We start from the raw sequence: 17726 nt of genomic DNA, 5'->3' as shown, positions 1-17726 counted from the left end.
GATTTTTCATTGATTTTCAATCAGTTGGATGAAATGGCCCCTGCTTTGTGATTATGACAGGGAGTCTCTGCCAGCGAGCCTTTGCGATGAAACTGTTGTGGCATAAAATGAATGGCTGAATAGTTACCACCCTATTACAACTTCTCCAATAATCAGATCTCTGCTATACAGTTTGCGAAGGAAGGGAAAACCGTTTCTACCTTCGATGACGTACTCCACACCAAGAACCTGGGAATAGGTGGATTCATTCAGGCTTCGCCCTTCAAGAATACATCAATTATGCTTAATGCAAACATAGGAAAGAATTTCATGAATAATCACCAACTCGGTATCTCTCTGAATGGCTGGTCTGGAATGGCTACAGCCAATATTACCCAGACCCTGCCCTGGAAAATCAGACTGAATGTCGGCTATGGTGGTTCTTTCGGACAAAATGTTAGTTCAGTTTATGGATATGATTCCAACTGGCATTACCACTATATCGCCTTACAACGCTCTTTCCTGAAGGAAGACCGTCTGACCGTCATGATCGGTGCAGATAATCCTTTTGGCAATAAATACCTGAAGATGACTTCCCGTACCGTCAATGGTGATTATACCGGGCATCAGTTTAACTACCAGCAAACGAAAGAGCTAGGATTTAGAATTTCTTACCGTTTTGGAAAACTGAAAGCAAGTGTCAAGAGAGTGGAGAACACTATTGAAAACAATGACGTTGTGGGAGGCATTAAGAGTGGTGCAAGTTCCAGTCAGGGAATGTCCGGAGGACAGAAATAACACGATACGGACATCGTTATGATCACTAACCTAAGAAGGACTTTCAGCCGATCGTTGGAAGTCCTTCTTTTGTATTACTCCTTTCCAGGAAACACATTTCAACCGATTCTGCGAATAAAGGCAAGTAAAATTTATTAAATAATGCCGGAGGACTTCGTTATTCCTCCTTTTTTTGTTAAATTTGCAGACAAGTATGCCCTTTCGAGTCCTGAGCCTCATCCGGAACTCCAGCCAGGTATATTTTAGCCAAGCTTAGGACAAAACAACAGGATTTTGCCAAACATAAAAACAGCAGAATGAGATTCAATCTATCAGAATTACTCCAGAAAGACCAGAATAAACGATACTTCTCCTTTGAAGTTTTACCTCCACTCAAGGGGAATGGTACCCGGCAACTTTTCGACACGATTGATAAGTTAAAGGAATTTCATCCCCTTTTTATTAACATTACCACTCATCACAGCGAATATGTATATCGAGAACTGGAGAACGGCCTCATCGAGCGGCAAAATATCCGCCGGCGTCCAGGGACCCTGGCTATCGCCGCTGCCATACAGAATCGTTACGGCATTCCTATCCAGCCTCATATCATCTGTTCAGGAGCTACAAAAGAAGATATAGAATATGAACTTCTCGATCTGCAGTTTCTTGGCATTAACAACATCCTGCTGCTCAGAGGGGACAAGGCACGGGAGGATAAGAGTTTCAAGCCCACACCCGGAGGATATACACATACGACTGAGCTCATCAAACAAGTCAACCAGTTTAATAACGGCTTTTTTGTCGATGGTACTCCTATGAAACACCCCGAATGGAAATTCGATTATGGCGTTGCCTGCTATCCGGAAAAACATGAAGAGGCCCCTAATCTGGAAGAGGATATGAAACATCTTAAGGAGAAACAAGACCTGGGTGCTGAATATGCCGTTACCCAGTTATTCTATGATAATACGAAATACTATTCCTTCGTCAAGAAGGCAAGGGAAATGGGAATCACCATACCCCTCATTCCAGGCATCAAGCCATTGACCAGGCAGCGTCACCTGACAGTTGTTCCTAAAACGTTCCATGTGGACATTCCTGATGAACTGGCAGGAGAGGCTTTAAAATGCAAAAATGATGACGAGATCCGTGATTTAGGCATCGAATGGACTACCAACCAGGTAGAAGATCTCTACCAGCATGGCGTAAGAAATGTGCACTTCTATACCGTAAGTGCAGTTGACAGCATCAGGGAAGTCGTCAAAAGACTCCTCTGAAAAGAGAAAGGAGAAAACTCCGGGCAGGAAGAAATGGAAGACGAAGCATTCAATGACATCATAGGGCAGGAAGAAGCCATCAAGAGGCTCTTGCAAATGGTAGGGGAAAAACGCATCCCTCATGCCCTGCTTTTCTGCGGTCCCGAGGGCTGCGGTAAAATGGCCCTCGCCATGGCTTTTGCACGTTATCTGCTCACGGAAGACACCATGGATGCAAACGCCAGGAAAAGTGCCGTGGCGATGCTTTCTAACTGGGAGCACCCGGACTTACATTTCACCTATCCGACCATTAATTCCGGTACCGGAAGTGACCATAAACCAGTCAGTGACGATTTCGCCAGGCAATGGCATCAACTACTTAGCGAAGGGACTTATTTCACCATAGAGCAATGGCTGCAATTGATGGGAGGAGGAAACAAACAGGCCATCATCACTGCCGCAGAAAGTGACGCCATTGCTCATAATCTGAGTTTAATGTCCAGTCAGGGAGGCTATAAGATCAGCTTGGTCTGGCTGCCGGAACGATTCAATCAAGAAGCAGCCAACAAACTCCTCAAGCTCCTGGAAGAGCCTCCGCACAAGACCTTGTTCCTGCTTGTCAGTGAACATCCGGAGCGCATACTGGATACCATCAGGAGCCGCACCCAACTCTTCGAGATGAAGAAAATCGATACTCCGGACATTGAGAGGAATCTGATCAAAAGGAGAGGTATTGGTCCTGAAGATGCTCACCGGATTGCAAGGGTCGTAAACGGCAACTGGAACCTGGCTCTTAAAGAGACCGTGGCAGACAACGAGAACGAAGAATTCTTGGATAAATTTGAACAACTGATGCGGCAGGCCTACAGCCGACGAGTGCAAAACCTGAAAAACTGGTCAGATCAGATCAATGATTTCGGAAGGGAAAAACAAATCCGAATGCTGACCTATTTCCTTCATCTGGTACGCGAAAACTTCATCTATAATTTTCACCGGCCAGAACTGAACTATATGACTCAGAAGGAAGAAAATTTCTCCAGAAATTTCGCACGGTTCATTCATGAAAATAATATCCTCAGCATAGCCCGACTCTTCAATCAGGCGCTGACCGATATCAGACGAAATGCAAATGCGAAGATAGTCTTCTATCACGTAGCCCTTCAGACAATGCTGTCCATCAGAAAATAGCATCTCCAGGGAAGGATTCCTCTTTCCATACGCAAGGGGAAAAGGTTATCTAAATATTAGCATCATTAAAAGAAGAAGAAAAACAATATCATACGAAATATGAACTTTAAAAATATGAATTTTGAATCCTGTCAGGACTGCGACCGTGGACTATGTGCCTGTGGAGTAGGAAGACAAGATAAACAACTCAATACCTACGACTGGCTGGCTGATGTACCGGGTAATGCACAAAGCACCGACCTGGTGGAGGTACAATTCAAGAATACCCGTAAGGGATATTATCACAATGTCAATCACCTGGACTTGAAAAAAGGGGACACCGTAGCAGTAGAAGCTAATCCCGGACATGACATCGGAGTGGTAACACTCACCGGAAGACTGGCCATTTTCCAACTCAAGAAGGCGAACCTGAAATCTGCCGATGATGTCAAGCGTATCTACCGGATAGCCAAGCCGGTGGATATGGAAAAATATAAAGAGTCCAAAAGCCGGGAATATGATACCATGATCCAGAGTCGCCAGATCGCCAAGAAACTTGGCCTGGAGATGAAAATAGGAGATGTGGAATACCAGGGAGACGGGAATAAAGCCATCTTCTATTATATTGCCGATGGCCGTGTGGACTTCCGCCAACTGATCAAGGTCCTTGCAGAGACCTTTCATGTAAGAATTGAGATGAAGCAGATCGGAGCCCGCCAGGAAGCAGGCAGGATCGGAGGGACGGGGCCTTGTGGCCGGGAACTATGCTGTGCTACATGGATGAATAATTTCTCCAGCGTCAGCACAAACGCAGCCCGTTATCAGGACATCTCGCTGAACCCTCAGAAACTGGCAGGTATGTGTGCCAAACTCAAATGTTGTCTGAACTATGAAGTAGACGATTATGTAGAAGCCAGCAAGGAACTGCCTAAAAAGGACATTATCCTGCAGACTAAAGACAATGACTATTATCTGTTCAAGACCGACATTCTGGCCAGACGCTGCACTTACTCCACTGACAAAAACTTAGCAGCTAACCTGGAAACGATCTCAGCTGCAAGAGCCCAAGAAATTATCAAGATCAATAAGAGTGGTGAAAAACCGTTATCCCTTCAGGAAGACGGGAAAGTGAAAGTCACCGAAAAACCCGTCGACCTCCTGGCCAATACGGATGTCAGCCGCTTTGACAAAAACAGCAAGAAGAGGAAGAAGAAGTCACAAAAAGACAGAAATGCCAACCATCCACATAAAGGACAAAATCCTGCAGATTCTGCTTCTTCCATCAGCGATGCCCAATCCGGTAAATTCCAACGGAAAAACACGAACAACAGCAGAAGATCTCAGGGGAAGATGGAATCAAGACGGTCCAAGATTGTAAAATCCGATAGTGCCCATCAGGATGAGGATAACAGCGCTATGAAGAAAGTTGCAGATCTACCCTCAGTAAATCCGTCCGGTTCAGATAAACCGGTAAGCCATAAGACTAAAGCCGTTGCCGGGCAAGGCACACAACTTCCGTTAAAGGCCACAGATACGCAGAAAGAATCCACTTCCGGGTCTGAAGACAATACAAAACAATGAAGAAGTCATACATTCTCTTATTCTTCAGCGTGATCATCCTCTTTTCCTCCTGTCTTGAACATAAAGTATATGATCATTACGAGCATACCCCTTTGGCAGGATGGGAAAAGAATGACTCCTTACTGTTCAATGTCCCCAAATTAATGGACACTGACTATTACGACATGAACGTTGGACTCCGTATCAATAGCACCTATCCTTTCCAATCCCTGACCCTGATCATCAAGCAAACGGTCTATCCTGAAAAGGGGAAGGATAAAGTCCATGAAGACAAACCGAAAAGGACCTATGTTGATACCCTCAACTGTAGTCTGATGGACACAAACGGAAGAATAAAAGGCAGAGGCATAGGCAGCTTCCAGTACCATTTCCATGTGGCAAATATCCAGTTGGAAAAGGGGGACAGTATTCATGTCTGTATCTGTCATGACATGAAGAAAGAAATCCTTCCGGGTATTTCAGACATCGGCATCGAATACGTGAGGAAATAATATGGCCTTCGCCATCTTCTCATTCACGGACTAAATTCCTGCCGGCATCTATCCGGAGGAAGATAAACAGCAGAATCGTGAATCCCCACAATGAAGATCCTCCGTAACTGAAAAACGGAAGGGGAATGCCGATAACAGGGGTCAATCCGAGCACCATACCCACATTAATGAACACATGAAACAAGAATATACTAAGGACACAGTATCCATAGACTCGTCCGAACCGGAAAGGCTGTCGCTCAGACAGATAGATCAACCGTATGATCAAAGCCAGGAAAAGTAACAATACTCCGGCACTGCCTAGAAATCCTTCCTCTTCTCCTACCGTACAGAAGATAAAGTCAGTATCCTGTTCTGGAACGAATTTCAACTTTGTCTGTGTACCGTTCAAAAATCCTTTCCCTTGTAACCCTCCTGAGCCGATGGCGATCTCGCTCTGGTGGACATTATATCCGGCTCCCGCCAGATCATCATCCAGTCCCAGCAAAACATTGATCCTGACACGCTGATGCGGCTCCAGCACATCATTAAGAACATAGTCAGCTGAATAGAAAAACACGATCGATCCCACGGCAAATGCGGCAATGTAGAGATAATTCTTCATCCTCGTACTCAGTCCCTGATAAAGTAGGAAACCTATCAAGACTGCACAGAGAAAGAGTTGAACCCAGACAATGTCAAACGGTATGACAAATTCCGAGAAAAGCAAGAAGATAAGAGTGATCCCCAGGCACAAGCCAATCACCCAGCGCGTCAGCCGCTTATCCTTACAGTACACCTGGATCATGCCTGCACTGAAAATTTGAACGAGCAGAAGCACAATAAATTTTCCCACCGACGTAGGGGTATCCCAAAGGAACAACTGCTCATACTTGATCCCCACGACGAAATAGATCACCATCGCAACAGCTGTGAAAAGGATACTCCCCGGCATTCCTTCCCGGTAAAACATCAGGAAGAAAGCCAGATAGACCAAAGCCGATCCTGTCTCTCGCTGTGCAACGATCATCAGCAATGGCAGGATGACAATGCCGCAAGCGCAAAGAAAATCTTTCCAACGATGAATATCAAAGCCATAACTACCCATGAATTTCGAGATCGCCAGGGCCGTAGCAAATTTAGCCAACTCAGCAGGCTGCACGCGCAAGGGGCCTAAGACCAACCAGGAGCGAGAACCTTTGATCTCGTGCGGATTGAATATGGTCAAGAAGAGCAAGATCATAAAAGCCGCATAAATGACATAGGCAAAAGTATCATAAAAACTATCATCCAGCATAAGGATCACAAAACCAAGTACAATAGAAGTACCGATCCAGATAATCTGCATGCCGGAACGTGTGCTAAGGCTGAAGATATCCGTCTCACCAAAAGTATAGCTGGCTCCACAAACACTGAGCCATCCGAAGACGAGCAATGCCAGATAAATCCCTATCGTCCACCAGTCAAGTGAACGCAGTACACTGGTTTGTTGTGTTGGTGCTTGTATCATTTCCTAAGCAAATATTTAATAACTATCACTACCGATATTTAATTTTCATTTATCACTATTGTCATCCGGGAACAACACCGCACAAGACCATACCGAAGGTGTCGACCTATCGGTTAGCTGCCCCATAAGCAATACGACGCTGAGCAAATTCTTCAGCCATTTTCTCTGAAGAGGGTGACAATTTACCTTTCAGGTATTGTTCCATCATCAATCCCCCGATAGGGACTCCGTAGACGGCTCCCCATCCGCCATTCTCCACATAGACGGCAATCGCAATCTTAGGATGATTCATCGGAGCAAAACCCATGAACACAGAGTGGTCCTGACCCCTGTTCTGAGCAGTACCCGTTTTACCGCAAGGCATAAAATCATAACGGGCCAGGTCCTTACAGGTTCCATGCATTGCAGATCCCCTCATCCCTTCTATGACCAGATGATAAGCATACTGACTGGCCCGCGTATAATGGCGTTGACGGAACTTCGGGTCTATCGGTTTCCCCTTGATCTTACTGACCACATGTGGAATGTAATAATAACCACGATTGGCTATAGACGCACCCAGATTGGCTATTTGAAGAGGAGTCAGACAGACCTCGCCCTGACCGATGGCAATAGAGATAACCGTCAAGGCATTCCAGTGCCCGTTATAAGCTTTATCGTAAAAATGAGCATTAGGAATCAGTCCTCGCTTTTCACCTGGCAGATCGATTCCCAACTTATAGCCTAATCCCATGCTAACCATATAGTCACGCCAGACATTCATGGCATTCTGCACACTCTGATATTTCTGCCGATCAGAAATCATGTGAAGAAATCCCCAGCAGAAATAGGAATTACAGGAAGTAATAATTGCATCCACCACATTCAGCGGAGACTTATGAAGATGACAGCCGATATGAAGTCCTTTGTAATAGAACCCTCTATGGCAAGGATACATGGTATGGCTATTGATTATGCCTTCTGTCAGAAAAGTAAGTGCCTGAGTAGTCTTAAAGGTGGATCCTGGAGGATATTGCCCTTGTGTTGCCCGGTTCAGCATCGGCTTCCAGACATTCCGGGAAAGGGCTTTCTCCATCTTCCCCCGCATACGCCCTACCATCATACGAGGATCGTAGGTCGGAGAAGAGACCATGCAAAGCACCTGTCCGGTAGACGGCTCTATGGCAACAATTGCCCCTATCTTGCCTGTCATCATCCGCTCCCCCAATGCCTGAAGTTTCCAGTCTATGCCTAAGGTCAGATCCCTTCCTGGAATAGGAAGGCGGTCAAACTTTCCATGCTGGTAGCTTCCTTGAATGCGACCATGGGCATCACGAAGCAGAATCTGAACACCTTTCACCCCACGAAGATCATCTTCATAAGATTTTTCGATGCCCATTTTGCCGATATAATCACCTGCCTGATAATAAGGATCTTCCTCCAGATCACTCTCCGACACTTCTCCCACATCCCCTAAGACATGGGCCCCATAAGGGGTAGCATATTGCCGGATACTGCGTTTCTGGATATAGAAACCGGGGAAACGAAAACTCTTTTCCTGAAACACGCTGAACTCCTTATCAGAGAGTTGTGGCATGAAAAGCTGCTGGGTAAAACGAGAATAACCGGGATTCTTCCGTCGATCCTTAATATCATCCATTCGCTTGATAAACCACTGTTTGGTAATCCCCAGGGAATTGCAGAAATCAAGTGTATCCAGATGCCCCCTCTCTTCGTCCATAACCACCATAATATCATAAGACGGCTGATTATAGACTAAGAGTTTGCCGTTCCGGTCAAAAATCGTACCTCGGGAAGGATATTCAATCTTCTTCAGGAATGCATTTGAGTCAGCATTCTTTTTATAATCGTCACTGGCAATCTGAAGAGCGAACAGCCGGACAATATACAAGAACACGATTGTCACAGCCACTCCTCCAATTACATATTTCCGATTTTCAAGATTAAAATCTTTCATTCACCCATTTATCCTTTGCCGGAAGACCTGTTGGTCCCGGACTTAATTATCTGTCTTAGCTGACGATTTTTTATCCAGATTTTCTATTACTATCAGGAAGATCATTGTAATGACAAAACTCCCGAACACAGAAGCCAGCCACTGAATCCAGTTGAAGAAACTGAAGGTCTCCAGAGTGAAGAAGAGCAGACAATAAATAAAGACCATCACCATAGAGTAATACAAAAAAGGCTGGAAGCCCATTGTACGTATCGACGGTGAAAAATCATCTGCCGCATCACGAGGGACAAAGAGTTGCATGACATGAGGCTGGAGAAATGCTACAAAAGTCATTGATGCTGCAGCTACTCCCGGCGTATTTGCGAAAATATCCACAGACAATCCTAGGAAGAAACTCCAGAGCAAAATAGCATATCTCGGATAATTACGACGGAAATGCAACACCAGATATACATAAAGAAGCGGTGTGGCACAATGGAACAACTGGATATGGTTCAATACCAATACCTGCACAAGCAGCAAAACCAGAAAGGTAAACAGACGATGTAAATTTTCCATGTTCATAGTTAATTCTCATCCCCTCCTTCCTTTTCTTTAATAGAATCCTGGGCTGCGCGCAGCACCTGCAACCGCTGCTCCATCACGGCGTCATCGATCACACAGACATCACGCAAATCTCCAAAGTCAGTAGACAGTTTGACCATCAGCCGATAGGACAAACCATCAGAAGAGTTATAGACATGTAATATCGTGCCGGCAAGAATTCCTGGTGGGAAAACAGAAGAATAACCACTGGTTACAATACGATCATGGAGCTTGAAATGAGCATGTAAGGGTACATCATTGACATAGGCTATACTTGAAGAGCCTCCTGTCCAATGCAAATATCCGAAATATCCACGTTTTTGTATTGACACACTAATGTTAGACTGTGAATTGAGGACAGGTATCACAACCGAATAATGCGGGGCTGTCAGATAGACGATTCCTACCACTCCCGTTCCGCAGACCACCCCCATGTCCTTTTTGATCCCGTCGGCAGAACCTTTATCAAGCGTGATAAAATTATCGCGCTTATCGAGGGAGTTACTTACGACCTTGGCAGGTATCAATCTGTAAGTACGGAGCATAGCCAGTTGGTCGCGTCCCATAAAACTGTTGTCGCCACTTTCTTTTTCCAGATGATGAGACAATTGCATTACCTCATGTTCCAGATAGACATTACGCTGGGTAAGTTGCTGGTTCACTTTAGAAAGAGAAAAGAGATGCTCAATATCAGCATCCCATTCATAGATCTTTCCGGCTACAGCGTTTGCTGAAGAAAAAAAGACACTACCTTGATAGCTATTCCACTGGAACAGCAACACAAAACTTATCACCTCCAGAAATATGAAGACGAACCAATGATTATATTTGGCCAGAAACTCGATTAAATTTTTCATATCTATCCACTTCTACCCCTTCCCAGCGCAATGAGAGCGGGGCTGTCCACACCTGCAACATCAGGTAAGGACTTTGCGAAGATACTATTATCTCATCAAGAAAGAGAAACGGTCCACATTCTTCAATGCAATACCTGCTCCCTTGGCGACACTGTGCAAAGGATCTTCAGCAATATGGAAAGGAATCTTAATTTTATCCGTAAGCCGCTTGTCAAGGCCTCTCAGCAAAGCGCCACCCCCGGTCAGATAGATACCATTTTTCACAATATCTGCATATAACTCCGGCGGGGTATTCTCCAGCGCACTCAACACGGCATTTTCAATTTTTGCTACCGTCTTATCCAGACAATGGGCAATTTCCTGATAGCAGACAGGCACCTCCATAGGAAGAGCTGTAATGCGATTAGGACCATGAACGATATAATCTTCCGGAGCCTCATCCCCGAGATCAGTAAGGGCTGAGCCAACATGAATTTTGACACGCTCTGCCATACGCTCACTGACCTTCACATTATGCTGGCGGCTCATATATTCCTGTATGTCAGCCGTCAGATCATCGCCGGCGATACGAATAGAATTATTGCAGACAATGCCTCCCAGCGAGATCACGGCAATCTCAGTACTTCCTCCACCAATATCGACAATCATATTCCCTTCCGGTGCTTCCACATCGATACCGATGCCGATAGCGGCAGCCATAGGTTCAAATATCAGATAGACGTCGCGCCCATCAGCATGCTCAGCAGAATCACGAACGGCACGCAACTCCACCTCCGTAGATCCTGAGGGTACTCCGATGACCATTCTCAAGGAAGGAGAAAAAAGCCGGCTCCCTGTATGTACCATCTTGATCAGGCCGCGCATCATCTGCTCACATGCGGTAAAATCAGCGATAACGCCATCACGGAGAGGACGGACAGTACGGATATTGTCATGCGTCTTTTCGTACATCATCTTTGCCTTCTCACCCACCGCAATCATTTTATTTGTACGACGGTCAAGAGCCACCACTGAAGGTTCGTCCACCACAATTTTATCATCACTGATAATAATCGTATTGGCCGTCCCCAGATCCATCGCAATTTCCTGAATGAATGAAAAAAATCCCATGTCTTAATTTCTTGATTATTTTAAGCTTAAAATATAATCTCCCTTTCTCTGCCAAACACAAATGAAATCTCCCCGGCTTATTTCTTGAGAGTTTCAGCAAACCAGGCATGAATGTCCGTATCATAACGGCTACTGACGGCAAAGGCCCGTTCGGCAAACGCCTTACGGTCTTCAATGGAAGTCTCTCCTGACTTTTTATTCAAAAGGTCAAGGAACTTGCCGTACTCTGCCTTACTGGGTACGATAACCACATCCTTGAAATTCTTAGCACCAGCGCGGATCAATGAGATACCGCCTATATCTATTTTTTCGATAATATCCTGTTCTTTAGCACCACTGGCAACAGTTTCCTCAAAAGGGTACAGGTCAACAATAACCAGATCAATAGCAGGGATTTGATATTTTTTCATCTCTTCCTGATCACCGGCATTGTCCCGACGAGCCAGAATTCCTCCGAAAATTCTCGGATGCAGGGTTTTCACACGTCCTCCCAATATAGAAGGATAAGTGGTTACTTCCTCTACTTTCTCACAGGGGAAACCCTGAGATTCTATAAACTTCTGAGTTCCTCCGGTACTTAAAAACCGGACACCTTCCTCATGGAGTTTTGTAAGAATATCCTCCAAGCCGTCTTTATGGAAAACTGAAATTAATGCAGTTTTTATCCTTTTTGTTTCTGCCATTTACTTAGGTATATTATATTTATAGGCTGCAAAGTTACTAAATTCCATTGAATCACGATGATAAAAAACAATAAATCTAAGTTTTTTAACTATAAAAAAACAGATTACAGATTACAGAAATAGCAGAAGGGGAAAAGGTGCCTGCATTTCTGCATCTTTAGTGCCAGGGGAAAGGGGATAAACTTCTTCATGAACTCTGGTCTTATATTCTAATAGTTTTATATTGTTCCCCCTCTTCATTAAAGTAATACTTAACCTGATCACAGAAGATAAAAATATCACGAATAAGGCATCGGATCAGACACAGGAGAGCTCCCTTTTCCATCAAATTATCTTTTCATCCTCTCTGGGAAAATCTGACTCTGAAGATAATCTTTCACCGGTTAATTTGCAATTGATAATCTTTCCCCCGGTCAGAGACAATCCGGAGATTACTTTTCTTTTCCACTGACAGTTTCAACCGTTTCACCAGAGTATACAACGTATCACTGGGATCAGGTTTCCCAGGCCAAAGTGCATCGCAAATCTCATGCTTGGAAAGGAGATGATTGTTGGCGGTGAAGAACATCTCCAGAAGCTGCTGTTGCATCGGAGTAAGGGGCATCGGCCGGTGTCTCAAATCGTAGAAAGATCCCTCAGACTGGTCCAACATCAAATCTCCAAAAACCATCATTCCTTTGTGGTAATTTTTGAAATAACTTAGTGAAAAGACCATCCACGCGAATGCCATCAAGGCGAAAAGACCGGCCCACCGCTGATCAGATAAAGCCATGACTGACATCATGGAACAATTGGTATAGCTCTGAAACTCCAAAGATCCGGGCTTTCCATGCCATATGATCTTCCTGCTACAGAGTAGCGCGCCGGTATCGTCCATAGCATAGTTGACGAAGGAATGGTCACGCAATTGAGTGATTTTCAGATGACTGCGATAGTTCTGAATCGTATCCAGCGTGATCCATCCCTGCTGCTTCTCGGACAGGGTCTGCGCCAAAGCCTGGTCCATATCCCGGATGATGTTCTGCCTCGTACAATGATAGCTGTGAACACTTGATACAATTATACAACAGACTAAAAAGAGGAATATAGCAACAGAATGGAATGGTTTCATATCATTAACTTTAATGGCTGCCGATGGCTGCCGTATCACAAAGTTACAAATTATCGTCCAAGACACAAATCATCCCACATATCTTTTCGATAAAATTAAGAATCTGAAAAACTAATTAACATCCTTTCATACTGCCTTTCTAGTCTTTTACTGTTTGAACCTTGATTTATCTACTGCTTCATGCGACTTTTCTTTATATCCTCCGAATTTATACGTAAAGGATATGCCAAAGGTCCGGTAGCAAGAGAAGCTCATCTTGAGATCTTGTCCTTTAAAGTCAATATGAGGATTAATGCCCGAAGTTTCAAACAAATCATTACAATAAACTTTAAGAATGGCATGCTTCTTCAGAAACTGCCAGCGGGCACTCATATCCACATCACTAGATCCCGGCAAGTCGTAAGTTGCCTGAATAGTTTTTGAACGGATATATCCATCAGCAGAGAGTGTAATATCTGGTTTGGAAGAGAGTACCACGGTGTTATTTAATTTTACTATACCATAGAAAACACTCCTGTCAAATGGAATATCATAGAAATGATCGGCTTTTTCTCTTTGCCAGACCCCCGTCAGCATTATTTGTGTATCAAGCCATCTGTTCCATCTCAAGGGCAGCGTAGCCTGGATGCCAGCTTGTTGCTGAAAATTGAAGTTCAAGTTTTTATAACTGACCGCCAAACGATCATGGCGCTGATAAGGAGTCTGCACAAAATAATCTTCATCATGATCAAACCATGCTGTAAACTGATACTTGTCCTTTAGCAGATAGACTAAAGTAAGTTGATAGTCACTGGTCGGTTTCAATTCCGGATTACCGGTAATTTCATTATAGCCACCATTGCTATAACTTGTAAAATTGGTCATCTCCCAATAGTCAGGATACTCTCTGTCACTGCTTAATCCAAGTTGGAACATCTGTCCGGGCTTAGGGACATAAGTCAAATTGAAAGTAGGATAACAGTTCCATTGATGCCAGATAGGTGTATGGTAATATTCCGCAGCTACAGATGCATCCATCATCAACTTACTACCGAAATTCTTGCTCAATCCGAAATAGACGTTAATATCATCTTCTTTCAGACGGGTATATTCAGACGAAGGCTGATCACCCGTAGTCGTTTTTACTTCGACATACTGCTGATTAGTATGGTTGATACTCGAAGAATAGATTGCTCCATAATTGATACTCCAGTTGTTTTTCAAAGTATGTTCCTGCGAAAGGTAGCATTTCCACCGGTTAACCTGCTGGTCATTATCGACGGTATATTTAAGAGCTCCGGTAGGCAAGGTGCTTGCAAGGTGCTGTACTTCAGGACGATGATAATAAGTCATTTCGGCACCAACTTTGAAACCGAAAGGAGTACTATAGTCCAGACGCAAGTCATGAAGCCAATGATGGGAATTCAAGCCTGCTGTCCCTAAAACATTACCGGAAATATCCTCTATAACATTACTTTTATGATATTCTCCATTATAGACTAGACTCAACTGATGATTCTCTGAAAAATTATAATCCATTCCTAAACGATAGATATGTCCATAGCCATTTCCACGCTCCACTTCGTATGAATTAATATCATGTATTGTTCCGTCATCAAGTCGATGGCGAGAACGCTCATCCGTTATCGCATAGCTATCCCCATGGCTGTGTTGATACATTAGATCCAAGGAAAATTTACCTTTATAATATAACAAGGAGGTTCTCTCGCCAAACTCGGCATCATGTTGTTGCTTCCATGCCAAGTTGATTTCTCCCTGTAAAGGAGAAATGCCGTCAATGTGACTATGTCTCAGTCTGATATTGATAAGTGCGCCACGCACCTGCATCTTGGCAGGAGCATTATACATCACATCCACTTTTGCTATTCGGTTCGCAGGCATGCTCTTGAGCAAGGAAGTTACCTCGTCAACCGTCATACTGGTCACCTTACCATCCAGGATAACCGTCGTAGGCATTCCTCCTAAAGATAACTTTTTATCCTGTTCTATAACCCCGGGAATTTCCTTAATCGCATCATACATGTTATCTACAGCCCTCTTCTGAATAAGTCTTGGCAAGTCATAGGTAATGGCACTACCATTGACTTTTGCTATCGGGCGTTCACCTTTTACAATCACATCAGGCAAATTATGGATAATACTATCCATACGCAAAGAATCAACTTGTTGTGCCTGTACTCCAACGGGAATCATCAATGATAGTACTAATAAGATTTTTTTCATTTCACTATATTTTATCTGCTGCAAAATTATTGAGAAAGTGAGAAAGGAACAAATACCCCCACTTATTTAATCTTAAGAAAAGTGTTATTTAGTCTTATCATTTCAGACTTATTTATAATAAAAAACGTATCTTTACCTCATGAAATTGAAATATATCATCACCCTGGTCATTGTCCTGTTGATAGCAGTCTTCAGCTATCAATGTTACTGGCTCTTTCATCTTTATCACACACAAAAAGTTGAATTACGTCAGCGAACGATGGATGCCATAGAATATAGTGACTTTCAAGAGCTGATGAGCAGAGGAGACAATATCCGTAATAAGTTTAAAGCAACCGTAAAATTAAATATTGATAATGTAAATCATAAAAGAAAGGAGAAAAATGGAAAAGATTATTTTTTCTTTTATTTTGATCCTAAAGCTCTGAAAAATCCCGGTGAAACACTTTACGACCTTATACGCCACCGACTCCACTACGTTCTTGATCCCATGAAACAGAACGATATAAAATTGTTCTACCAACTGCTATCAAAAAGACTGTCACGATATGGGATCAAGGAACCCATAAAAGTAGAGCTTCATGCTAATAAAGATTCTATTATTGCCTCTTACAGTGGAAAACATTTCAAACCAAGTTCTTCTGATAATCATTTCGACTACACCTTCGGGGGAAAACAAAAATCGTTCTACAGAGTTATTACTCCTTCTGTCACAAAAGTAATTTTAAAGGAAATGTCCGGAATTCTTACGGGATCATTGCTTATCTTTTTGCTACTGATATTTGTATTCTTATACCTTATTCATACGGTAAGGCATCTCCGGACGCTGGATGAAATGAAAAGTGATTTCACCAATAATATGACTCACGAGCTCAAGACCCCTATCGCTGTAGCATACGCGGCGAACGATGCCCTACTCAATTTTGACATGACGAAGGATCAGGCTAAGACAAAAAAATATCTCGCAATTGGTCAGCAGCAACTTAGACGACTAAGCGGACTTGTAGAACAAATCCTCTCAATGAGTATGGAACGCCGCAAAAACATGAAACTGAATATCGAAGAGGTGACGATCCAGCCCATACTGGAATCACTGATTGCGGAACAGAACTTTAAAGCCAACGAGCCTGTAGAGATTTCCTTTAGTATTTCAAAAGACCTGAGCATTAAAGTTGATCGTAATCATTTCGCCCACATCATGAGTAATTTACTGGATAATGCCATTAAGTATTCATCCGGAAAGGCAGAAATAAAAGTTGCGGCCCATAAAGAAAAGAATTACACAGAGATTGCTATTACTGACAAAGGAATTGGCATCGCAGCAGATAAACAGAAATATATCTTTGACAAATTCTATCGTGTACCCCATGGTAACTTAAATGAAGTAAAGGGATATGGACTTGGACTTTACTATGTAAAAAGTATGATGGACAGATTGCATGGTAATATATCCGTAAAGAGCGAACTGGGAAAGGGTACAACCTTTAAACTTAGATTCTATGACTAAGATACGAGTACTATTAGTAGAAGATGAGGAAACACTCGCCATGATTATCAAGGACACTTTAGATGCCCAGGGGTTCGATATTATCACAGCAGCAGATGGCGAAGAAGGACTTGAATTTTTTTTTAAGATCAAGCCCGACGTATTAGTGGCTGACGTAATGATGCCTAAGATGGACGGCTTCGAGATGGTTCACAGAATAAGACAAACGAATCAGTTAACACCAGTACTTTTCCTGACTGCAAGATCTGCCATCAATGATGTCGTAAAAGGTTTTGAACTTGGCGCGAATGATTACCTGAAAAAGCCTTTCGGTATGCAAGAGTTGATTGTACGCATCAAGGCTTTAGCACAACGTTCCCCACTCTATCAGTCTACTAACCAGACAAAATCACACCATCTGATTGAAATAGGAAAATATCGTCTGAATCCAACCACACAACAACTGTTCTTTGCCGGTCTTTCCAAAGAACTTTCTAACCGTGAATCTGAAATACTCAGAATACTTGCAGAAAACAGAAATGACATCGTAGAAACCAAAGATATTCTGCTACGGCTTTGGGGGAATGACAGTTTTTTCAACTCCCGAAGTTTACAGGTATTTATCACCAAGTTACGTCATCAATTGTCGAGAGATGAAAATATCAAGATCATTAATATAAGAGGTATAGGTTATAAACTGATTACCGAAAGACTTTAATAATATGATTATTCAGAAAAGTATCATACAGAAAAGATCATCCCCATGCTTACACGACCATTCCTAAAAACATGTTCAAGTACGAGAGAGGGGTAACGGAAATAATAATACGATCAATCATTTTGAATGGTACTAAGCAAGACAGAAGAAGCAAGAGGAATTTAAAAGTGGACCAAAGTTTTGGAAGTAAAACTTTCAAATTATTTTGAATATTATAGCTTATAAAAGATCTCTTCTAATAAATAATAAACAA

Annotated in this window: 14 protein-coding genes and 1 pseudogene; 7 read left to right on the top strand and 8 right to left on the bottom strand. The window is 43.1% G+C overall.

The annotated features are described in order from the left end of the window. Positions 1-144: 144 nt before the first annotated feature. The 5 genes and pseudogenes from ACYRYG_RS11340 to ACYRYG_RS11320 all read left to right on the top strand — a co-directional run. Positions 145-777, top strand: a pseudogene (locus tag ACYRYG_RS11340) (outer membrane beta-barrel protein); the annotation flags it as partial. Positions 778-1073: 296 nt separating this feature from the next. Beyond that, on the top strand, positions 1074-2036 hold the full coding sequence (metF, locus tag ACYRYG_RS11335) for a methylenetetrahydrofolate reductase [NAD(P)H] (protein WP_293418308.1): 963 nt from the start codon (positions 1074-1076) through the stop codon (positions 2034-2036). Positions 2037-2069: 33 nt separating this feature from the next. Further along, a complete protein-coding gene (locus ACYRYG_RS11330) occupies positions 2070-3203 on the top strand; it encodes a DNA polymerase III subunit (protein WP_293428028.1) in 1134 nt (377 codons plus the stop codon). 99 nt (positions 3204-3302) lie between these two features. Next, positions 3303-4763: a PSP1 domain-containing protein gene (locus tag ACYRYG_RS11325; RefSeq protein ID WP_460198205.1), complete on the top strand. Its 1461-nt coding sequence runs from the start codon at positions 3303-3305 to the stop codon at positions 4761-4763. Further along, entirely contained in the window at positions 4760-5254 is a 495-nt protein-coding gene (locus ACYRYG_RS11320) for a gliding motility lipoprotein GldH (protein ID WP_460198204.1), read from the top strand. Before ACYRYG_RS11325 ends, ACYRYG_RS11320 begins: the two co-directional genes overlap by 4 nt. A gap of 19 nt (positions 5255-5273) precedes the next feature. On the opposite strand, the gene rodA is transcribed toward ACYRYG_RS11320, so the two are convergent. The 8 genes from rodA to ACYRYG_RS11280 form a co-directional block, all read right to left on the bottom strand. Then, the gene (gene rodA / locus ACYRYG_RS11315; protein ID WP_293418316.1) at positions 5274-6743 is read right to left on the bottom strand and encodes a rod shape-determining protein RodA; all 1470 of its coding nucleotides are present in this window, start codon (positions 6741-6743) and stop codon (positions 5274-5276) included. 106 nt (positions 6744-6849) lie between these two features. Further along, a complete protein-coding gene (locus tag ACYRYG_RS11310) occupies positions 6850-8700 on the bottom strand; it encodes a penicillin-binding transpeptidase domain-containing protein (protein ID WP_293418318.1) in 1851 nt (616 codons plus the stop codon). Between the two features lie 42 nt (positions 8701-8742). Next, complete coding sequence (gene mreD / locus ACYRYG_RS11305; protein ID WP_293418320.1) at positions 8743-9264, bottom strand: rod shape-determining protein MreD; 522 nt, start codon at positions 9262-9264, stop codon at positions 8743-8745. A 2-nt stretch (positions 9265-9266) separates the two neighbouring features. Continuing rightward, entirely contained in the window at positions 9267-10142 is an 876-nt protein-coding gene (gene mreC, locus ACYRYG_RS11300; protein ID WP_293418322.1) for a rod shape-determining protein MreC, read from the bottom strand. A gap of 87 nt (positions 10143-10229) precedes the next feature. Then, on the bottom strand, positions 10230-11252 hold the full coding sequence (locus ACYRYG_RS11295) for a rod shape-determining protein (protein WP_293418324.1): 1023 nt from the start codon (positions 11250-11252) through the stop codon (positions 10230-10232). Positions 11253-11329: 77 nt separating this feature from the next. Beyond that, entirely contained in the window at positions 11330-11935 is a 606-nt protein-coding gene (locus ACYRYG_RS11290; RefSeq protein ID WP_293418326.1) for an IMP cyclohydrolase, read from the bottom strand. Positions 11936-12311: 376 nt separating this feature from the next. Next, positions 12312-13046, bottom strand: a complete 735-nt coding sequence (locus ACYRYG_RS11285) for a helix-turn-helix domain-containing protein (protein ID WP_293429651.1) — start codon at positions 13044-13046, stop codon at positions 12312-12314. A gap of 147 nt (positions 13047-13193) precedes the next feature. Continuing rightward, on the bottom strand, positions 13194-15269 hold the full coding sequence (locus tag ACYRYG_RS11280; RefSeq protein ID WP_293431612.1) for an outer membrane beta-barrel family protein: 2076 nt from the start codon (positions 15267-15269) through the stop codon (positions 13194-13196). A gap of 139 nt (positions 15270-15408) precedes the next feature. Here ACYRYG_RS11280 and ACYRYG_RS11275 point away from each other — a divergent pair, with 139 nt between their 5' ends. Then, positions 15409-16776, top strand: coding sequence for a sensor histidine kinase (locus ACYRYG_RS11275; RefSeq protein WP_293431609.1), 1368 nt, complete (start codon positions 15409-15411; stop codon positions 16774-16776). Continuing rightward, on the top strand, positions 16769-17473 hold the full coding sequence (locus ACYRYG_RS11270) for a response regulator transcription factor (protein ID WP_293431606.1): 705 nt from the start codon (positions 16769-16771) through the stop codon (positions 17471-17473). The genes ACYRYG_RS11275 and ACYRYG_RS11270 overlap by 8 nt, the downstream gene beginning before the upstream one ends. Positions 17474-17726: the final 253 nt, after the last annotated feature.

Source organism: Segatella asaccharophila (genome assembly GCF_054687055.1).
This window is presented reverse-complemented; position numbering and strand designations above follow the sequence as displayed.